This is a genomic window from Nonomuraea sp. NPDC049784, assembly GCF_040659615.1.
GTDB lineage: Bacteria > Actinomycetota > Actinomycetes > Streptosporangiales > Streptosporangiaceae > Nonomuraea.
Map to the genome: position 1 here is coordinate 1 of NZ_JBFAMX010000085.1, position 18,352 is coordinate 18,352.

Annotated in this window: 17 protein-coding genes and 1 pseudogene; 14 read left to right on the forward strand and 4 right to left on the reverse strand. The window is 68.5% G+C overall.

Annotated elements, in window-relative coordinates; genetic code table 11:
• From AB0J09_RS19745 to AB0J09_RS19775, 7 genes and pseudogenes are all read left to right on the forward strand, one after another.
• On the forward strand, nucleotides 1-1,196 hold a 1,196-nt coding region (locus AB0J09_RS19745; RefSeq protein WP_360692639.1), incomplete at its 5' end, for an MmgE/PrpD family protein.
• On the forward strand, nucleotides 1,193-2,164 hold the full coding sequence (locus AB0J09_RS19750; protein WP_360692642.1) for an ABC transporter substrate-binding protein: 972 nt from the start codon (nucleotides 1,193-1,195) through the stop codon (nucleotides 2,162-2,164). The genes AB0J09_RS19745 and AB0J09_RS19750, both read left to right, overlap by 4 nt.
• 2 nt (nucleotides 2,165-2,166) lie before the next feature.
• Nucleotides 2,167-3,009: pseudogene (locus AB0J09_RS19755) on the forward strand (amino acid ABC transporter permease); the annotation flags it as partial.
• A 156-nt stretch (nucleotides 3,010-3,165) separates the two neighbouring features.
• On the forward strand, nucleotides 3,166-3,921 hold the full coding sequence (locus AB0J09_RS19760) for an amino acid ABC transporter ATP-binding protein (protein WP_360692714.1): 756 nt from the start codon (nucleotides 3,166-3,168) through the stop codon (nucleotides 3,919-3,921).
• A 43-nt stretch (nucleotides 3,922-3,964) separates the two neighbouring features.
• Nucleotides 3,965-5,122, forward strand: coding sequence for an FAD-binding oxidoreductase (locus tag AB0J09_RS19765; protein ID WP_360692645.1), 1,158 nt, complete (start codon nucleotides 3,965-3,967; stop codon nucleotides 5,120-5,122).
• 112 nt (nucleotides 5,123-5,234) lie between these two features.
• Complete coding sequence (locus AB0J09_RS19770; protein WP_360692649.1) at nucleotides 5,235-5,552, forward strand: hypothetical protein; 318 nt, start codon at nucleotides 5,235-5,237, stop codon at nucleotides 5,550-5,552.
• Between the two features lie 405 nt (nucleotides 5,553-5,957).
• Nucleotides 5,958-6,551, forward strand: coding sequence for a hypothetical protein (locus tag AB0J09_RS19775; RefSeq protein WP_360692652.1), 594 nt, complete (start codon nucleotides 5,958-5,960; stop codon nucleotides 6,549-6,551).
• A 47-nt stretch (nucleotides 6,552-6,598) separates the two neighbouring features.
• Here AB0J09_RS19775 and AB0J09_RS19780 read toward each other — a convergent pair whose 3' ends face one another.
• Nucleotides 6,599-8,887 (reverse strand): polysaccharide lyase 8 family protein, encoded by a 2,289-nt coding sequence (locus AB0J09_RS19780; RefSeq protein ID WP_360692655.1) that lies wholly within the window; start codon nucleotides 8,885-8,887, stop codon nucleotides 6,599-6,601.
• Nucleotides 8,888-9,115: 228 nt separating this feature from the next.
• Complete coding sequence (locus AB0J09_RS19785; protein ID WP_360692658.1) at nucleotides 9,116-9,388, reverse strand: hypothetical protein; 273 nt, start codon at nucleotides 9,386-9,388, stop codon at nucleotides 9,116-9,118.
• A 44-nt stretch (nucleotides 9,389-9,432) separates the two neighbouring features.
• Here AB0J09_RS19785 and AB0J09_RS19790 point away from each other — a divergent pair, with 44 nt between their 5' ends.
• A complete protein-coding gene (locus AB0J09_RS19790; RefSeq protein WP_360692661.1) occupies nucleotides 9,433-10,299 on the forward strand; it encodes an alpha/beta hydrolase in 867 nt (288 codons plus the stop codon).
• A 223-nt stretch (nucleotides 10,300-10,522) separates the two neighbouring features.
• On the opposite strand, the gene AB0J09_RS19795 is transcribed toward AB0J09_RS19790, so the two are convergent.
• Nucleotides 10,523-11,149, reverse strand: a complete 627-nt coding sequence (locus AB0J09_RS19795) for a TetR/AcrR family transcriptional regulator (protein ID WP_360692664.1) — start codon at nucleotides 11,147-11,149, stop codon at nucleotides 10,523-10,525.
• Nucleotides 11,150-11,262: 113 nt separating this feature from the next.
• Between AB0J09_RS19795 and AB0J09_RS19800 the strand changes: the two genes are divergently transcribed.
• Nucleotides 11,263-12,261: a zinc-binding dehydrogenase gene (locus AB0J09_RS19800; RefSeq protein ID WP_360692666.1), complete on the forward strand. Its 999-nt coding sequence runs from the start codon at nucleotides 11,263-11,265 to the stop codon at nucleotides 12,259-12,261.
• Nucleotides 12,262-12,468: 207 nt separating this feature from the next.
• On the opposite strand, the gene AB0J09_RS19805 is transcribed toward AB0J09_RS19800, so the two are convergent.
• Nucleotides 12,469-13,410 (reverse strand): LacI family DNA-binding transcriptional regulator, encoded by a 942-nt coding sequence (locus tag AB0J09_RS19805; protein WP_360692669.1) that lies wholly within the window; start codon nucleotides 13,408-13,410, stop codon nucleotides 12,469-12,471.
• Between the two features lie 164 nt (nucleotides 13,411-13,574).
• Here AB0J09_RS19805 and AB0J09_RS19810 point away from each other — a divergent pair, with 164 nt between their 5' ends.
• The 5 genes from AB0J09_RS19810 to AB0J09_RS19830 are packed head-to-tail and all read left to right on the forward strand — an operon-like array spanning nucleotide 13,575 to nucleotide 18,323.
• Nucleotides 13,575-14,366, forward strand: a complete 792-nt coding sequence (locus tag AB0J09_RS19810) for an ABC transporter permease (RefSeq protein ID WP_360692672.1) — start codon at nucleotides 13,575-13,577, stop codon at nucleotides 14,364-14,366.
• Entirely contained in the window at nucleotides 14,363-15,154 is a 792-nt protein-coding gene (locus tag AB0J09_RS19815) for an ABC transporter permease (protein WP_360692675.1), read from the forward strand. The genes AB0J09_RS19810 and AB0J09_RS19815 overlap by 4 nt, the downstream gene beginning before the upstream one ends.
• The gene (locus AB0J09_RS19820) at nucleotides 15,151-16,128 is read left to right on the forward strand and encodes an ABC transporter ATP-binding protein (protein WP_360692678.1); all 978 of its coding nucleotides are present in this window, start codon (nucleotides 15,151-15,153) and stop codon (nucleotides 16,126-16,128) included. Before AB0J09_RS19815 ends, AB0J09_RS19820 begins: the two co-directional genes overlap by 4 nt.
• Nucleotides 16,129-16,155: 27 nt before the next feature.
• On the forward strand, nucleotides 16,156-17,208 hold the full coding sequence (locus tag AB0J09_RS19825; protein ID WP_360692680.1) for a polyamine ABC transporter substrate-binding protein: 1,053 nt from the start codon (nucleotides 16,156-16,158) through the stop codon (nucleotides 17,206-17,208).
• Complete coding sequence (locus AB0J09_RS19830; protein WP_360692683.1) at nucleotides 17,205-18,323, forward strand: hypothetical protein; 1,119 nt, start codon at nucleotides 17,205-17,207, stop codon at nucleotides 18,321-18,323. Before AB0J09_RS19825 ends, AB0J09_RS19830 begins: the two co-directional genes overlap by 4 nt.
• The last annotated feature ends 29 nt before the right edge of the window (nucleotides 18,324-18,352 follow it).

An 18,352-nucleotide genomic window follows, 5' to 3' on the forward strand; every position in this document is an offset into this window, starting at 1 on the left:
ACCGGCTCGCCACCGGCGGCGCCGCCTTCGCCAACGCGGTCGCCGCGAACGCCGTGGACATCGACGACTGCGGCATCTACACCTGGGGTCATCCCGGCGCCCAGGTCGTCCCCACCGCGCTCGCGCTGGCCGAGGAGCGGCGGCTCAGCGGACGCGAACTGATCATCGCCATCGTGGTCGGCTACGAGATCGCCTTCCGGGCCGGCCGCTGCCTCAACCACGAGCAGAGCACGATTCACTCGGCGGAACGCACCTACCGGGCCTGCGGGTCGTGGGGGTCGGTGGCCTGCGCCGCGATCGCCTGTCATGCCCTCGGACTCAACGAGGCCACCACCCGCCACGCGCTGGGTATCGCCGAGTACGACTCGCCCGACCTGCCGATGATGCGCGCCATCGACACGCCGGGCATGGTCAAGCACGGCGTCGGGTTCGGCGCGCTCACCGGTCTGCTGTCGGCCGATCTCGCGCGGCGCGGGTTCACCGGGATCGTGCCCGGCCTCGACCTCGACGAGTTCCGCCCGTTCGTCGACGACCTGGGCCGCGACTACTACCTGCCTCGCGGCATCACCTGGAAACGGTTCTCCAGCTGCGCCTGGACCCACCCGGCGCTGCTCGCGATCGAGGAGTTGCGCTCACGGCATCCGCTGGACCCCGGCGCCATCGACCGCATCGTCGTCGAGACCTACCCCGACGCGGCGCGGCTGGGCACCCGGATCCCTCTGACGACCGAGGAAGCGCAGTTCAACCTGGCCTGGCCGGTCGCGGCGATGCTGGTGGACGGCCGGGTCGGACCCGAGCAGGTGGCGGACTCACGCCTGGGATCGCCCGAGATCGCCGCGCTGTGCCGGCGGATCGACGTGGTGGTGTCGGAGGAGATGACCCGCCGCTACTACCTCTCCGAGGTGAACGACCCGGAGGGCAGCGACTCCGCGTCTGTCACCATCACGCTGACCGACGGCACCGTCCTGTCGTCGGGCCGGCTCGACCACGTCCTCTACCCCGAGCCCGGCTGGACTTGGGACGAGATGCGGGAGAAATTCGCGTGGCTGGCCGCCGGCCATGTGGAGCCCGCCTCGATCCCCCGTCTCCTAGACGCGCTGGCGAACGTGGCATCCGCAGACGACAGCTCCGTGCTCATACGCGATCTGGCGTCGTCCCTGATACCGGTGCCTATCGAACAAGGAGCAGTTTCATGAAAGTGGCACCGACGCGTACGTTCCTGATGACCGCTGTGGCGACAGCGGCCGGGTTGATCCTCTCGCTCGGCGCGTGCGGCCTGTCCGCGAGCCCGCCCGCCCCCGCCGCGCAGACCGCCGACAAGGGGAACGGCGCCTCCGCCGCCGCGGCATCCGTGGCGGCCGACACCGCCCTGCACGACCTGCTGCCGCAACGGATCAAGTCGGCCGGCGTGATCCGGACGGCCACCAACATCCCCTACCCGCCGTGGGAGATGTACGAGACGGCCGGAGGGCAGCAGCCGACCGGTATCGACTACGACCTGTCCCAGGCGCTGGCGGCCAAGCTCGGCGTGCGGGCCTCGTTCGACCACATGGCCTTCGACGGCATGATCCCCGCGATCCTCGCCGGCAAGGCCGACATCGTCATGGCGGGCCTTTTCGACACCCCCAAGCGGCGCGCGTCGCTGAACTTCGTCGACTACGCCAAGGACGGCTACTCCATGCTCGTCGCCAAGGGCAACCCCGGCAACCTGCAGGACGTCGCCGACCTGTCCGGCAAGACTGTCGCGGTACAGAGCTCCACCTCGGAGGAGGCCTCGCTCGACAAGCTGAGCACACGCTTCAAGTCCGAGGGCAAACCCGGCGTCACGCTCCTACGGTTCCCAGGCGACAGCGAGGCCTTCCTCGCCATCAAGAGCGGGAAGGCGGTCGCACGGGTGCAGGCCACCTCCGCCGCCGCGTACGCGGTCAAGACATTCGACAACGGGAACGCGTTCGAGCTGGTCCAGGCCCCGTCGCTGACCGCGCAGTTCGGCGGCGGCATCGAAGGCATCGGCGTGGCGAAGTCCGACGCCGAGCTGCAGACCGCGCTGCAGAAGGCGCTGCAGGCCTTGATGGACGACGGGACGTACCGAAAGATCCTCGCCAAGTACGGCGCGGAGAGCATCGCCCTGACCAAGGCCGAGATCAACCAGGGCACCGAGTAGCCATGAGTCCCTTGGCGCCCGCCGACACCACACCCACACCCACCCGTCCACGGCCGCCCCGCCTCGCCGTGGTGCCGATCCGCCGGTACGGCCGCTGGGCCGCGGCGGCACTCATCGCGTACCTGCTGTTCGCGCTCGGCTGGTCGTTGTGGCACAACCCCAATCTCGACGTCGCAACGATCGGGCAGTACCTGTTCGCGCCCTCCATCCTGCGCGGGCTCGTCGTCACGGTCGAACTGACCGTCATCGCGATGATCGTCGGTCTCGTCGGCGGCGTGCTGCTCGCGCTGATGCGGCTGTCGGACAACCCCGTGCTGTCCGGGGTCGCCTGGGGCTACATCTGGTTCTTCCGCGGCACGCCCCTGCTGGTCCAGATCATCTTCTGGGGATTCCTCGGCGCGCTTTACCCGAACCTCTTCCTCGGGATCCCGCTGACCGGCGTCGTCTTCGGGTCCGTGCCCACCAGCTCGGTCATCGGAGCGGCCACGGCCGCGATCATGGCGCTGGCCACCAACGAGGCGGCCTACTGCGCCGAGCTCGTGCGCGCGGCGATCATCTCGGTCGACGCGGGGCAGCGCGAGGCGGCCATGTCGCTCGGCATGTCCGCGACGAGCAGGATGCGGTTCGTCATCCTGCCGCAGGCCATGCGGGTGCTGATCCCGATGCTCGGCAACGAGGCCATCTCCATGCTCAAGATGACCTCGCTGGTGTCGGTCATCTCCGGGCTGGACCTGATGACCAGCATCCAGCAGATCTACCAGCAGAACTTCAAGGTCATGCCGCTGCTGGTCGTCGCGTCGCTGTGGTACCTGCTACTGACGTCGGTGCTGACCATCGGCCAGCACTACATCGAACGGTACTTCGGTCGCGGATTCGCCGGCAGGCACACCGCCGCCGCGGAGCGGCGGATCCGCCGGCGCGCGGCCGGCCGGGCCAGGGCCAAGCCGGTCTCGACGCCCGGCGACGACGTGTGGGAGCCCACCCGGCCGGACGACGAGCCGATGGTACGGGCCGAGCAGGTGTGGAAGTGGTTCGGCGGCGTCGACGTCCTGCAGGGCGTGGACCTCACCGTCCACCCACGGCAGACGCTCGTCCTGCTGGGCCCCTCAGGCAGCGGCAAGTCCACTCTGCTCCGCTGCGTCAACGCGCTGGAGCGGGTCGACGCGGGCGTGCTGGAGGTGGACGGCGAGCTGGTCGGACTGCGCGAGGACGGCGGCCGGCTGCACGAGATGACCGCGGCACAACTCTGCTGGCAGCGCCTGCGCATCGGCATGGTGTTCCAGCGGTTCAACCTGTTCCCGCACATGACCGCCATCGAGAACGTGATGCTCGGACCGCGGCGGGTGCTCGGCGTTCACCGCGAGCAGGCCGAGACGGAGGCCGAGCGGCTGCTGACGCGGGTCGGCCTGCGGGACAAGCTCGACTCCTACCCGGCGCAACTCTCGGGCGGCCAGCAACAGCGGGTGGCGATCGCGCGGGCCCTGGCGATGAAGCCGCACCTGATGTTGTTCGACGAGCCGACCTCGGCCCTCGACCCCGAACTGGTGGGCGAGGTGCTCGACGTCATGAAGGACCTCGCCCGGCGAGGCATGACCATGATCGTGGCCACCCACGAGATCGGGTTCGCCAAGGAGGTCGCCGACACCGTCGCCATGCTCGACGGCGGCGTCATCATCGAGTCGGGCCCTCCCGCCGACTGCCTGGTGAACCCCAAGGAGGAGCGCACCAAGGCGTTCCTTTCCAAGGTCCTCGCATAATCCCGCCGCCCGTTCACACCACGTTTCCAGGAGGTCGCAAGCTGTGCCCGAAATCATCGTCGTCGGCGCCGGCGTCATGGGGTCATCCATCGCCTTCCACCTCGCCGAACAGGGCGCGCGATCCGTCACCGTCGTGGACGCGCGACGTGCTGGCGAGGGCATGAGCGGCCGCTCGTCGGCACTCGTCCGGATGCACTACACGTTCGAGCCAGAAGTACGGCTGGCGCTCGACAGCCTCGCCTACTTCCGTAACTGGCCTGAACGGGTCGGCCGCCCCCCGGTCTTCCGCGAATGCGGGTTCGTCCGCATCGTGCCGGCAGAAGAGTCCAACCTCCTGCGCAAGAACGTCGAGATGCAGCAGGCGTGCGGCGCAGAGGCCGAGGTCATCACTGCCGACGACCTGCTGGGCATCGAACCGGGGTGGCGTGCCGACGACGTGGTCGCCGCAGCGTACGAGCCCCGCGCCGGCTACGGCGACGGTGCCGTCGTGGCCGGCGACTTCCTGTCCCGGGCCAGGGAGATGGGCGTCGAGTACCACCCCAACACCCGCGTGCGCTCTCTCATCGAGGACGGGGGCCAGGTCCGCGGTGTGGCCACCGACGAGGGCGAGGTCGTGGGCGACCTCGTCATCCTCGCCACCGGCGTGTGGACTCGGCCGCTGCTCGGCACGGTCGGCGTGGATCTGCCCATCGAAGCCGAGTACCACGAGGTCGCCGTCCTGCGCGACGCGCCCGACGGCCCGGCCGCCCATACCGCGTGCATCGACTCGGGCACCCGCACCTACTTCCGCCCGGAGTCCGGCGGCGGCCTGCTACTCGGCGACTTCGTCGGCCCACGCGACGGGATCGACCCCGACCACTTCCCCCAGTCCCCCCGCGAGCCGAACGTGGTCGACATGGTCGAGCGGGCTGCGCGCCGGGTTCCGGCGCTCGCTGAGGCCGGCATCGCCCGCGGGGTGACCGGCATCTACGACATGTCACCGGACGCGCGACCGATGCTGGGCCCGGTGGCCGGGGTGGAAGGTCTGCTCGTGGCGGCGGGCTTCTCCGGGATGGGATTCAAGATCTGCCCGGCGGTCGGCCGCGCCCTCGCCGAGATGGCGCTGCGCGAACCGCAGACCCTGGACATCTCGGCCTTCACTCCTGACCGCTTCGCCGAAGGGAAGTCGATCATCCCCCCGTACGGATACACCGACGACTGAAGCTTAATCCGTAGGTTCCGGGTTCGAGCCCCGGGCGCCCTACCACTCCGACCTGCGGTTTCCCGCGATTCTGTAGTCGAATCGTCTGATCGTGAGTCATGGTGAGACACCTGTGAGTCACGTCGTCGAGCGGCTCTTGCGCACCGTCCGCGCCGTCTTGTGCGCCGCGTTCAGCACCAGGCGGGTGCAGTCCAGTCGCCGCGACCTCCTCGACCGCTGCCTGCTGTGGAACGAACGCCATCTGCGCCATGCCCTGCGCGAGTATGAACGGTTCTACAACCAGCACCGCGCCCACCAAGCCCTGGCCCAAGCGGCCCCGCTGCGTCCTGTTCCGGGCCCGATCGCAGATCCCGAGCGAATCATCGGCCTGAACATACGTCGAAGAGACCGACTCGGTGGAGTTCTCCACGAATACTCACACGCAGCTTGAACTGCGTGGATGTAGTTTTCGGCAGGCGCACAGCCGCTCCCACACCTCCTCATCGTGCGGCTGCTCCTCACCCGCACAGAACGCGGCGATCCCCACCTCGACTGCGGCATCAAACCTCATTGATTCGATCATGGCGCAACCCTACTTCCAGCCCGAAGGCAAGCTTCGCCCTCCCGAGTCGACGCCGAGAGCGAGGTAGGTGCCCATGTCCAGCTCGAACCGTCCGTACAGGTTCAGGTGGGTCCAGATCAGGGCCGACAGTCCGCGCCGGTCGGCGTCGGTTAGCTTGGCCCGCCAGGCCGGCTACCTGGCGGCCGGCCGGGAATGCTCCACCCGGATTGAGTAGTCGCTACTCAGGACGCCACCCGGGCCCGGGCCGAGACTCAGGCTCAAGGAGGTGCAGCCATGCTCACCATGGAACAGCTCATCGAGGCCTACTGGTGGCCCTTCCCACCCCCGGAGGGCTGGATCTACGACGAGGTCGGGCTCCAGCACTGGATCGAGACCACCATGACGTTCAAGAAGGCCGGGGCCGAGGCAAGCTCGGCCGACAAGGAGTCCACGTCGGCCCTCTGGCTCGCCGGAGCCACGCAATCGGCGCTCAAGACCGTGGTCGACCAGCACGAGACGATCAACCGGCTCGGCGGCAAGCTCTCCCGCACCGAGGACCTGCACACCGCCAACCGCGCCGTGCTAACCGATCTCACCGAAGCGCTCGTGGCCAAGCCGTTCGAGAGGGAGCGGCTCGGCCAGTTCATGAAACGCGGCCTGATCGTCGTCGTGGTGATCCCCCTACCGTTCCCGACCCCGATCCTCATACCGATCCCGGTCCCCATCCCGGAGCCCGACTGGGACGAGGGGCTCGACGGGACCGCGCTCACCGCCATCGCCATCCGCTGCCGCACCGCCGCGACGGCCGTGGAGCCCGGCCCCTTGCAGGACCAGCTCGTCCAGTCAGCGGACCGCCTCTTCGAGGCCGGTCTGTCGCGCTACAAGTGAACCGCCAGGCAGGGCCGGGGACGAGGTGCGCCGAGCGCCACGGAGGTTCAGACGCGCACCACCGCGTTGTGGGCGTGCCCGCGGCTGCCACCGACTTCCACCTTGACCGCGCTCTTGGCCTTGCGCACGCTGCGGTCGCTTTCCTTGACCGATTTCACCGGCCAGGGCAGCGTGATCTTCACCTCGTCGGCGGTCCTGGACGGGTCGGAGACCGCGAGCCGTACCTGCTTGTGGTCGCGGCGGATCAGCAGCGTGCATGGGCCGTCGGCGGCGAGCGGTCCATCCGCGGTCTCGACGGTCCCCGCGCGCCAGAAGACGGCGGCGAGCACGTTGTCGCGGGAAATGGCCTGCACCGCTCCGGAGTTGGCGAGGATCTCGATCCGCCGGCTGTAGGCCGCGGTCTGCGCGATGGAGGCGTCGGGCAGGACGGCATAGGCGTAGCGTGCCTTGCGCGGATCGACGCCGTGGTCGATGAGGATCGTCGTGTAGTGCCTGGTGACGGGGGTTTTGTCGCCTCCGGTGGTGGCACCCTTGTCGATGTCCCTCCAGCGGCCGGTGCGCTTCTTGCGGATCACCTTCGCGTCGACACCGTCGAGCAGCGCGTAGCCGGCCACTCCGGACAGGTGGACCCAGCCGTCGCCCCGGGTCAGCGGCGGATGCCTGTCGTGGGTGTTGCGGTTCTCCACGATGGTCTCGATGCGGCGGCCGTCGGAGGCGGCGATGCCTGTGCCGAGGGCGATCACCGCGTCATCGAGAAGGAACCACGCCTTCTTGGCTCGCAGCGAGGAGCCGTCGGCGATCAGCTTCATGGCCGCCACGCCGTATTCGCCGTCGAGTGCCACGCCGCCCGCCCACGGGGTGGGCGGCAGGCGACGCTTGCCGTGCGGGAGATCGGCGCGTCTGCGGGTGTCGACCGTCGTGCCCGGCAGCCGGTACGGGTCGATCGTGGGCCACAGGTCATCGTTCCAGTGGGTGAGGTCGCCGGTGTAGAGGTAGGTCATGCCGTCGCCGGTGTACCAGCCGTGCAGGTTCTCCCGGTTCATGGCCTCGGCCGCGCCGATGCGCTCGGAGCTCATCGCGATCGCGTAGGCCCAGGTGGGACGGCGGTGCACGACCCGGTCCATGTCGGGGAAGACGTACGTGCCCGTCGTGCGCGGGCCGACCGGCACCGACGGGTCCTCCAGCAGGGCCTTGGCCCGTGCGATGCTCGCCAGCGGTGCGAGCGTGTCGAAGGGGATGGCCTGGTTGCGGGTGAGCCAGCCCTTCACCAGCGGTCGCCAGCGCCGGGCATAGCGCTCGGGCGCCGCCTCCAGCAAGGTGAGGATGGCCTCGACCGCCTTCTGCCCCGAGTGGTAGTCGCGGTGGCCCTGCACCGAGATCTGCCGGCCGCGTACGCAGTCCATCATCAGCCCGTCGAAGATGAACGGCGCAAACGAGCGGTCCACGATGTCGTAGGCGTTCCCAATTCCGGCGATCTCCCACGGTGACGTCGCGAGCATGGCGATCAGCTTGGCCACGCTCTCCAGGTAGTCCACGCCGTAGCTGCCGGTGTAGGGGTACACGTCGTGCTGGATGAACGACCCGTCACGGTAGAAGCCGTCGCCTGGGCCCGCGGTCGGCTGCAGCAGGTCGGAGACCGCGTCCCTGGCCCGCTTGATCAGGCGTGCGTCGTGGGTGAGCAATCCGCGCATCGCCACCGCCATGGCCTTGCCAGCCCGGTTGGCGCCGGTCTCGACGACGCCGGGATGACTGACGCGGCGCTCCGGGTCGGGGCACCAGCGGCGTAACGGGCGCAGCCAGCGCTCGAGGCGGTCCTTGGGCAGGCCGTCGTACAGCAGGGCGCAGGTGTCGGTCAGCGAGCGGGGGACGCCGATCTCCCACCAGAACCAGTTGCTGCCCCGCCGGTCGAGCCCCTCGTGGTAGGCGTGCTCGTACAGGAAGTCCAGCGCACTGACCACGGTCTCGGCGACCTGCCTGTCCCCGTGCATGGCGGTGCCCGGCGTGGCCCAGCCCAGCGCTAGTGTGCGCATGCGGTTGTAGGCGCGGTTGAAGTTGCCCGTACGGGGGTCCTCGAGCGGCAGGTCAGGCCACAGGCTCGGGCGGTCGGGGGTGGGCTTCAGCTTGCGCAGCACCGCATTGGCCGAGCCCTCGATCGCCTGCGTCTTGTCGGTGTAGGCGGAGTTGTACGACCCGCCGGCCAGCAGGCTCACCCACCGCTCACGCGCGGCGTCGAACGCGGCGGCGCCGACCGCCTCGGCCGGTCTGTCCCACAGGGCGAGGCCGGCCACGGCCGCGGCGCCCAGCAGGGCGGACCGGCGACTGAGGGGGTGGGTCATGGAGGCCTTTCCGACAATCGGGCAAATACCAGATGAAAAGATCATATGCCGACAGGCGGGTGGATCATTTCGACTCTGCGACGGTGAGCCGGCGCACGAACGTCGCCGGAGAACTGGAACAGCTACCGTGGGCCGCCACCCGACGACCCTCAAGGATCGCTCGCACCTTCCTTCCACCCCCAAGCGGTCGAGAGGGTGTGCGGGCGTAGACGGTGGAGCGGTCGGCCCTCAGGGAAGCGGGCTCGCGCTCGTCGGCTCTTTCTGGCGAGCGAGGAGCCCGGAGATGGTCACCTCCACCGTCCGGCGCATCACCTCGGTGAAGTCGAGTCGCATGGCGGCCAGTGCCGGTTCGGAGGCGTAGGCGCCCAGCATCGCCTCTGATGGCCGGCTGCACGGCCAGGCCGTGGTGGCCATCAGCAGGGTTACTTCCACCACCTGGGGCGCGTTTTCCATACCAAGTTCGGGCAGGTGGCGCAGAACCATCTGGCCCAGCGCCTCCATCGTTGCCCGGGTCGAGGCCGAGCGCGATCATTACACTCACGTCCATGACCGCGACCATGATCGAGTTGGATGACGGTGCACAGCTACGTACTTGGACCGCGGGCTCGGTGATCCCGCAGAGATTTCCCGTGGTCATGGTGCACGGCGGTCCAGGAGTCCCCGACTATCTCGCCCCGGTCGCCGGCATCATCGACGACCTGTGCCTGGTCCACCGCTACGACCAGCGCGGCACCGGCGGATCGTCCTGGGAGGGAGAGCACACGATCGTCCGCCACGTTCACGACTTGGCGTTGTTGCTCGATGCGTGGAGACACGACCAGGTTGTTCTGGTAGGGCATTCGTTCGGAACCAATATGGCCGGCTACTTCTTGCTGGCCCATCCCGAGCGCGTGGCCGGACTGATTCAGATCGCCGGGCCCTTCCTGGATCCATGGCGGGAAGCCGACCGAGCAGCACAGCGAGCACGACGCACTGACGAGCAGCAGACCAGGCTCGATGAACTCGATGCGAACGAATCGCGCACAGACGCCGAGGAGATCGAGTACCTCACGCTGTCGTGGTTTACTGACCACGCCGACCGAGCTCGGGCATGGGATTGGGCGCTGGCTTCAGCCCGTACGCTGCGGCCCATCAACTACGCGATGAACACCCAGCTCAACGCAGCGAAGAAAGCCGACCCGCTCGAATCACACGTGGACGAACTACGCGAGCACCTGCCGCCCGGCGCGGTGATCATCGGCGGGGCCGGCGATAGCCGCCCTGCTGATGCCCTGCGACGTCTCGGAACACGCCTCAACTGCGAGGCCATCATCGTCCCGAACGCGGGGCACCATCCATGGCTGGAAGCACCAGACCAGTTCGGTGTGGCGCTCCGCGCTGCAGTGGAGAGGCAGACCCAAAGGGCCGGCTGACGGCTCAACGATCCCCAATGACGGACACGGCCGTTGACGCTGCTATTCGGCAGCTCAAGGCGTAGGGCTACCCCGTCCGGGACGAGAACGGTGGTTGGCGAGGCCGTTCTCCCCGGTCCAAGCGGCGACGTCCACGCGGTTGCGATGGTGGAGTTCGGCCTGGACGCCTTGGCCGGGTATTTCGCAGGTGGGAGCCTCGGATTGGGTGCTTGCCGGTAGGTGTCTAGCTCACTGGGTGTGACGGCGCGGAGGTGAGGGTGTCCCAGGCGGCCATCGCGCAGGTGATGACCGCTTCCAGCTCGGCGCGGGTGGCGCCGTCGCGGGCTTGTACGGACAGGCCTTGCACCACGGTGGTGTAGTAGCGGGCGATGGCGTCGAGGCCGGCGGGCGGCGCGGTGAGGTCGCCGTCGGTGACGCCGCGGGCGAGCCGGTCTTTGACGGTGGTGAGCATGTCGCGCCGCAGGTCGGCCAGGAACTCCCGGATCGCGTGGTTTTCCACGGCGCCGGTGGGCGCGGCGAGGATGAGCATGCAGTAGTGCGGGGTGTCCGGGCGGGTGATCTCATCGGCGGTGGCGCGCAGCATGGCGTGGATCGCGGCGCGTGTGGTCGGCTGTTCGCGCAGCGCGCGCCTGGGCGGCTCGCCTGAGGTCGTGCCGTAGAGCGCCATGACCTTGCGGAACAGGTCCTCCTTGCTGCCGAAGCAGGCGTAGATGCTGGCCGAGGCGATTCCCATGGCCTGGGCCAGGTCGTTGAGCGAGGTGCCCTCGTAGCCCCGTTCCCAGAACAGGTCCAGCGCCTGGCGCAGGGCGGCGTCCGGGTCGAATGTGCGCGGCCTGCCGCGAGTGGTCATCGGGATGCTTCTCCGTACTTGTTTGTCGTTCGATCAAGTTTACCTTGACCTGCAACGGACAGCCGTGACACGATTTGTTGGTCGTTCGATAAATAAAGAGGAAACCGACCGTCATGAGCATTCCTGCAACCATGCGTGCCCTGCAGCAGACATCACTGAACGGCCCGCAGGACCTGCGCCTGATCATCGACGCGCCGGTACCGAGCCCAGGCCCGGGCGAGGTCCTGATCCGTGTCACCGCCGCCGGTGTCAACTTCGTCGACATCTCGCAGGCCCGCGGCACGTTCGCAGGCGGCCCGCAGCCGCCGTATCTGGCGGGCATCGAGGGCGCCGGTGAAGTCACCGCCGTCGGTGAGGGGGTGACCGATCTGGAGCGCGGCGCCCACGTCATCGGCGTCGGCGTCAGAGGCGGCGCCTTCGCCGAGTACATGGTGCTGCCCGCGGCGGCAGCGGTCCCCGTGCCGGCGGGCTGGGCCGACGAGCAAGCGCTGGGCCTGGTCGTGAACTGGCCCACCGCGCTGGCGGCGCTCAAGCCACTGGGCGGCATCGCCGCAGGGCAGACCGTACTGATCCACGCCGCTGCCGGCGGGACCGGCCAGGCCGCGGTGAAGATGGCCAAACACTACGGCGCGACGGTGATCGCCACGGCCTCGCCAGGCAAGCACGAGGTGGTACGGGCTCTGGGCGCCGACCACGTCATCGACTCCCGCGGCACCGGCATCGCCGCCGACGTCCTACGGCTGACCGACGGCGCGGGCGTCGACCTGGTACTGGAGTCGGTCGGCGGCGCCACCCTGGATGCCAGCCTGGCCGCGACCAAGCGGGTCACCGGCCGGGTCGTCGTCTACGGCGTGGCCGGCGGCGAAACCGCGATCACCAACTGGGAACTGGTCTACAAGCACCAGATCCACGTCATCGGCCTGAACATCGGCACCCTGATCCAGGCCGCACCGCAAATCTTCGGCGAGGTCATGGGCGAGTTGTTCGGGCTCCTCGCGGCCGGGGTGCTCGGCCCCGGCCAACCCACCGTGCATGAGCTGGCCGAGGGACCGAAAGCACTCGCGGAACTGGAAGCGCGGGCCACCGTGGGCAAACTGGCACTACTGCCCTGAACAGACCGTGACTCCAGGTGGCCCCAGCTTCTCTGAAGGGCCAGGCAGGGCGACGGCTGCCGCGATCACGACAGGTGGTGAGACACGATCAATACACGGCAAATCTTCATCTCCTGCACACACAGCCAAGTGGCGACTGCCGTAGCGGAAGGAGTTCCGGGCCAACTGCGCGGTACCCGCCTCAGGGGTGGTAGTCCAGGCCACGGCCTAGCTGATCGGGACGGTGAGGCGGCGTCTGGTGGGTGGTAGCTCCCTGCGCTCGCCGAGGAGGGTCATGAGCTGGTCCATGGCCACCTCGCCGAGCTTTTCGCCGTCCACGTCGATCGAGGGGACGTCGCCCAGGCCGAGGCTCTCGACGATCATGCGCTCCGAGCTGACCACGACATCGCGGATTCCGCGGCTGAGCAGGGCGAACATGAGGCCGAGGCCGATCGAGGTCGCGTAGGGGACTACGGCGGTGGCGCGGGCGGCCACCACGGCCTCTGCCGTCTCCACTCCGGCGGCGAACGTCGAGGGGTAAGGGCCGAGCATGGTCAGCGTCGCGCCGCTCGACTCGGCCGCGGCGCGGATGGCTGCCTGGCGCTGGCGATCCTGCCAGGAGCCCGCCGGGCCGCCGATGTAGACGATGCGCTCGTGGCCCTTCTCGACGAACCAGCCGACGAGCGCGCCGAAGGCGGTGGCCGTGTCGGCGACTGCCGAGGTCATGCCCTCGATCTCGCGGTCGATCAGCACGGTCGGCTTGAACGACGCGGCGGCGCGGACGATCTCGTCTGAACCTCGGGGCGCGGTAAGCAGGAAGCCGTCGACCTGGTGCGCGAGTTGCTCGACCGCGGCGAGCTGGGCTGCGTGCTCCAGAGAGTGCACCGCTATGGTCAGCTGCATGCCCGAGTCGGCCGCGCGCGCCTGGGCACCGCCGATGATCGGGGTGAAGAAGGTGTTGTCGAGCGTGGGCACCACGACAGCGACCACCCCGGTCCTCCCGCGAGCCAGCTGAGTGGCTGCCCGGTTGGGGACGAATCCGAGCCGCTCAGCGGCTGCGCGGACGCGGGCCACCGTTTCCGGGGCCGCCAGGTCCGGCCGGCCCAGGGCGCGGGAGGCCGTCGCCTTGGAAACCCCTGCCAGCGCGGCGACGTCCGCGAGTGTCGGCACTGATCCTCCTTGAGTCGTTACCCGGAATTCACGCGGGGGTTTGTGCGCGAGGCCGCTCATAATCTATGGTCAGGCTCTTGGAACCGGTTCCGCAACCGGTTCCAAGCAAGCGTACGCCACTGAGAAAGGACGCCGACATCTCCCCCAAATCGGCCTTTCTACTGGTGCCTGGTCTCGTCCTTCTCGTCGCAGGTTTCCTCATCCCCTCCGCCGCGATGCTCTTCGCGCCGCCGGACGTGCCGACCAGCGAGATCTTCGCGCGCTTGGGCGAAATGCTCACGGACCCCTACGACCTTGAGGTGATCGGGCGCACGGTCGGGCTGGCCCTGGCTGTCACGATCATCTGCGTCGTCCTCGGCTTTCCCATCGCCTACTGGCTCGCCCGCTCGCCGTCACGCTGGAGCGGGGTCTTCCTGGCAGTAGCGATCTTCCCATTGATGCTGAGCAACGTGGTGCGGACGTTCGGCTGGCTGGTGATTCTCGGCTCCAAGGGGGCACTCGGCCGGCTACTGGTCCAGCTCGGCATCGTCGACGTGGCGCCGCAGCTGCTCTACACCAAGCTGGCGATCGTCCTCGGCCTCACCCAGCTGTTCCTGCCGCTGGCGATCATCTCCTGCTACTCGGCCGTCGCCCAGGTCGATCCTGGCCTGGACGACGCCTCGCGCGGGCTCGGCGGGAGCAGGATCCGTACGATGTGGAGCGTCGTCATCCCGCTGACCATGCCGGGCATCGTGGTGGCCGCCACCCTGGTCTTCGCGGGGTCCGTCACCGCCTACACCACGCCCTATCTGCTCGGCGGGTCCAGCCAGCGGATGCTCTCCACACAGCTCTTCAGCTACGCGAGCACCACGGTCGACTGGGCCTCCGCCTCCGCGACGGCGCTCATCATGACGGTCCTGGTCTTCCTGGTCTCCGGGCTGTCCTCGCTGATCGGGCGGAAGGGGGCCACCTCATGAAGCGGCCGATCACAGCGGCGCTCGCGGTCATCGGCTACGTCATCATGATCGTGCCGATCATCTTCGTGGTCGCCACCGCCTTCACGGCGGGAAGCACCCTGAGGTTCCCGCCCGACGGGATCTCGCTGCGCTGGTTCGACGAGGCGCTCGGCTACGAGCCGTTCATCGAGGCCGCGATCTCCAGCCTGGAGCTCGCCGTACTCGCCACCGCGCTCGCGCTGCTGATCGGCGTGCCTGTCACGCTCGCCGTCCACCGTGGAAAGCTCCCGGGTAAGAGCCTGGTCGAGGGGTTGTTCCTGTCGCCGCTCATCGTCCCTGAGCTGGTCGTCGGCCTCGCGCTGTTCCAGCAGCTGATGATCGGCATGGACCTGGACAACTTCAGCACCCTGCTGGTCGGGCACACGGCGCTGATGCTGCCTTATGCGGTGCGCGTCACTGGCGCCTCGCTCGCGCTGGCCGACCCCGTGCTGGAGGAGGCCGCCCGGGGCCTCGGTGCCTCGCCGCTGCGCGCGTTCTTCAACGTGACGTTGCCCGTCCTGCGTCCGGGAATCTTCTCCGCCGGGCTGCTCAGCGTGGTCACGTCGTTCAACAACGTGCCGCTGTCGCTCCTGCTGCAGGGACGCGACTTCCGGACGCTGCCGGTGACGATGCTCGACTACGTGCAGCAGTCCTATGACCCGATGGTCGCCGCCGCTTCCACCCTCATCCTGGCCGCCACCGTGGTCATCGCGGTGATCGCCGAGCGCACGGTCGGATTCGCCAAGATCTTCGGAGGGATCAATCAATGACCGCCGCCGCCGAGTTGATCGGAGTCACCCAGAGGTTCGGCTCCTTCACCGCCGTCGATGAGATCGACCTCACCGTGCCATCAGGGAAGCTGACGACGCTGCTGGGCCCGAGCGGCTGCGGCAAGACCACCACGCTCAGGATGATCGCGGGCTACTCGGCACCGACGTCGGGGACGATCCGCATCGAGGGGGTCGACAGCACGCGCACGCCGCCGGAGAAGCGGAATCTGGGGATGGTCTTCCAGTCGTACGCGCTGTTCCCGCACATGACGGTGGCCGACAACGTCGGTTACGGGCTCAAGCTGCGCAAGGTGCCATCCGCGGAAAGACGGTCGCGGGTCATGGAGACGCTCGAGCTCGTCGGGCTCGCGCACCTGGCCGACCGCAAGCCGAAAAAGCTCTCCGGCGGGCAGCAGCAGCGGGTGGCACTGGCCAGGGCGATCGCGATCAGGCCCAAGCTCCTGCTGCTGGACGAGCCGCTGTCCAACCTCGACGCCCGCCTGCGCGTCCAGATGCGGGCCGAGATCAGGCGTATCCAGGCGGAGACCAAGCTGACCGTCATCCTCGTCACCCATGACCAGGACGAGGCGCTGGAGATGTCCGACGAGATGGTCATCATGAACCAGGGCAGGATCGTGCAGCAGGGCCCTCCTCAGCAGGTCTTCCCCCGTCCGGCCGACCGCTTCGTCGCCGAGTTCCTCGGCTACGAGAACTTCCTCACCGCGGCCGACGGCACCCCTCTGACCATCCGGCCCGAGCACCTGCGCATCGTCGAGAAAGGTCACGGCCTTGACGCGACGGTGGCCGACGTGGCCTTCCGCGGCGTCGACCTGCTGGTCTCGCTCGACGTGGTCGACCCGTCGGGCGCGACCGTCAGGCTGCTCGCCGACGTACGCAGCGGCGCGACCCTGACACCCGGATCGAGCGTCGCGGTGATCGCGCCAGACGACCATCTGGTCTCACTCCCCCGCTGAAAGCCCTCTGAAAGAAGGAACGACCCCATGCCCACGCGCCGTGCCGTACTGGCCGCTGCTCTGACAGTGCTCGCCGCAGCCGGATGTTCCGGCTCCGGCTCCGGTGAGAAGCAGGCCGATCAGAACACCATCGTCGTCAGCACCTTCCCCTTCGGTGTGAAGGAGTTCGAGCAGGCGGTCGTCGCTCCGTTCACCAAGCAGACGGGAATCAAGGTCGAGCTGGACACCGGGTCCAACGCCGACCGGTTGTCGAAGCTGAAGCTCGCCAAGGGTGAGCCGGAGGCGGACGTGGTGCTGATCTCCGACTACTTCGCCGCACTCGGGCAGAAGGACGGCCTCTTCCAGAAGGTCGACGTGCCCAACATCAAGGAGCTCGCACCGTTCGCGACCGAGGGCGCCTACGAGGGACCGGCCTACACGCACCAGCTCAACGGGATCATCTACAACACCGGCAAGCTCAGCCAGAAGCAGGCCGCCGACTGGGCGCTGTTCGCGAACGCCGAGAACAAGGGAAAGGTCGCACTTCCCGATATTTCGGTGACCGCCGGACAACTCATGATCTCGGGGGTGGGTGAGTCGTACGGCAAGGGCGCCTACGACATCGACACCTCGTTGAAGACCCTGGCCGGCTGGGCGCCGAACGTCCTGCAGTTCTACACCTCCTCGACCGAGGTCACGAACCTGCTGACCCAGGGCGAGATCGTCGCTGCCGACGCGCTGAGCGGCTTCGCCACCAAGCTTGTCACCTCGGGCGAGCCGATCGCCTGGACGGCTCCCGCCAAGGGCCGCTACATGGCCACCAACCGGGCGATGATCCCCAAGGGCGCGCGCAACCAGCAGGGAGCGGCGAAGTTCATCGACTACATGCTGTCGGCCGAGGCGCAGAGCGCGATGGCGAAGGCCGTCGGTGACCTGCCCACGAACCCGAAGGCCGAGATCCCGGCCGACATCGCCAAGGTGACGGGCGAGGCGGCGAAGGACCCCGTGGCCGCCGGGTTCAAGACCCTCGACCCCGCCCAGCTCGTCGACACCCGCACCACCTGGGTCGACCGCTTCACCCGCGAGGTGGCCGGCAAGTGAACCTTGACCTGATGCCCAAGGTCGATCTGCACTGCCACCTCATCGGCACCGTGCGCGCCTCGACCTTCGCCGAGCTGGCCAGGCGGGAGGGGCTCGACCTGCCCGACACGCCCGAGCGGATCTACGCGGATGTGAACTCGCTTCCGCCGGACCCGGCACTGTACCTGAACACCCGGATCCCGGTTCCGCAGGGCAGGAGCGCGGACGAGCCCGAGGTCTCCTACTCGCTGTTCCAGGTGTCCTCGTGGGTTCTCCAGGTCCTGCGCGACGCTGACGATCTCACCAGGATCACCTATGAGGCGTTCGAGGACGCCCACCGGACCAGCGCGACCAGGCATCTCGAAGTCTCCTTCGACGCGCTGACCGAACATCAGGAGAAGCTCGGCTACGCCACGGTGATCGAGGCGTACGCCGAGGGCATCAGGATGGCAGAACGCGACTTCGGCATGTCGGGCAGGCTCATCGCGGCCATCGACCGGAGCAAGTCGGGCGAGGAGGCGCTCTCCTGGGTCCGCACGGTTGTGGACAACCCGCACGACTACGTGGCAGGGATCGGGCTGGACAACCTGGAGACCGCCGGGCCGCCCGAGCGGTTCGAGGCCGCCTTCCGGCTCGCCGGTGAGGCCGGGCTCCGCCGTACTGCTCACTCCTCCGAGCACGCGCCCGTCGCCGCCAACACGATCACCTGCCTCGACATGCTCGGATGCGACCGGATCGACCACGGCTACTTCGTACTCGAGGACGACGAGGTCGTCGCCAGGGTCAGGGACGAGCAGATCCCGTTCACTGTCATCTCGACCACCTCGCGTCGCTCGTGGCGGCCGTGGCGGCGGGCGTCGATCGCGGCGATGCTCGAGGCCGGGCTCAACGTCATTCCCGCTTCCGACGACCCTGGGATGTTCCCGACGTCGCTGGCGAACGAGTATCGGATCCTCTCCGATCAGCTCGCCGTACGGAATGAGCGGTTGCGTGCGATGGCGCTGGCCGGGGTGGAGGCGTGCTGGCTGCCGGAGCCGGAGAAGGACGCGCTGCGCAAGCGCTTTGAGAGCGAGCTCGCGAGCGTAGTCGGCGTGGCCGGCGCGACCGTGTACGTCACCGGCCGCACCGCACGCTGAATCCGGGCTGCCACACCGGCGGCGTGCCG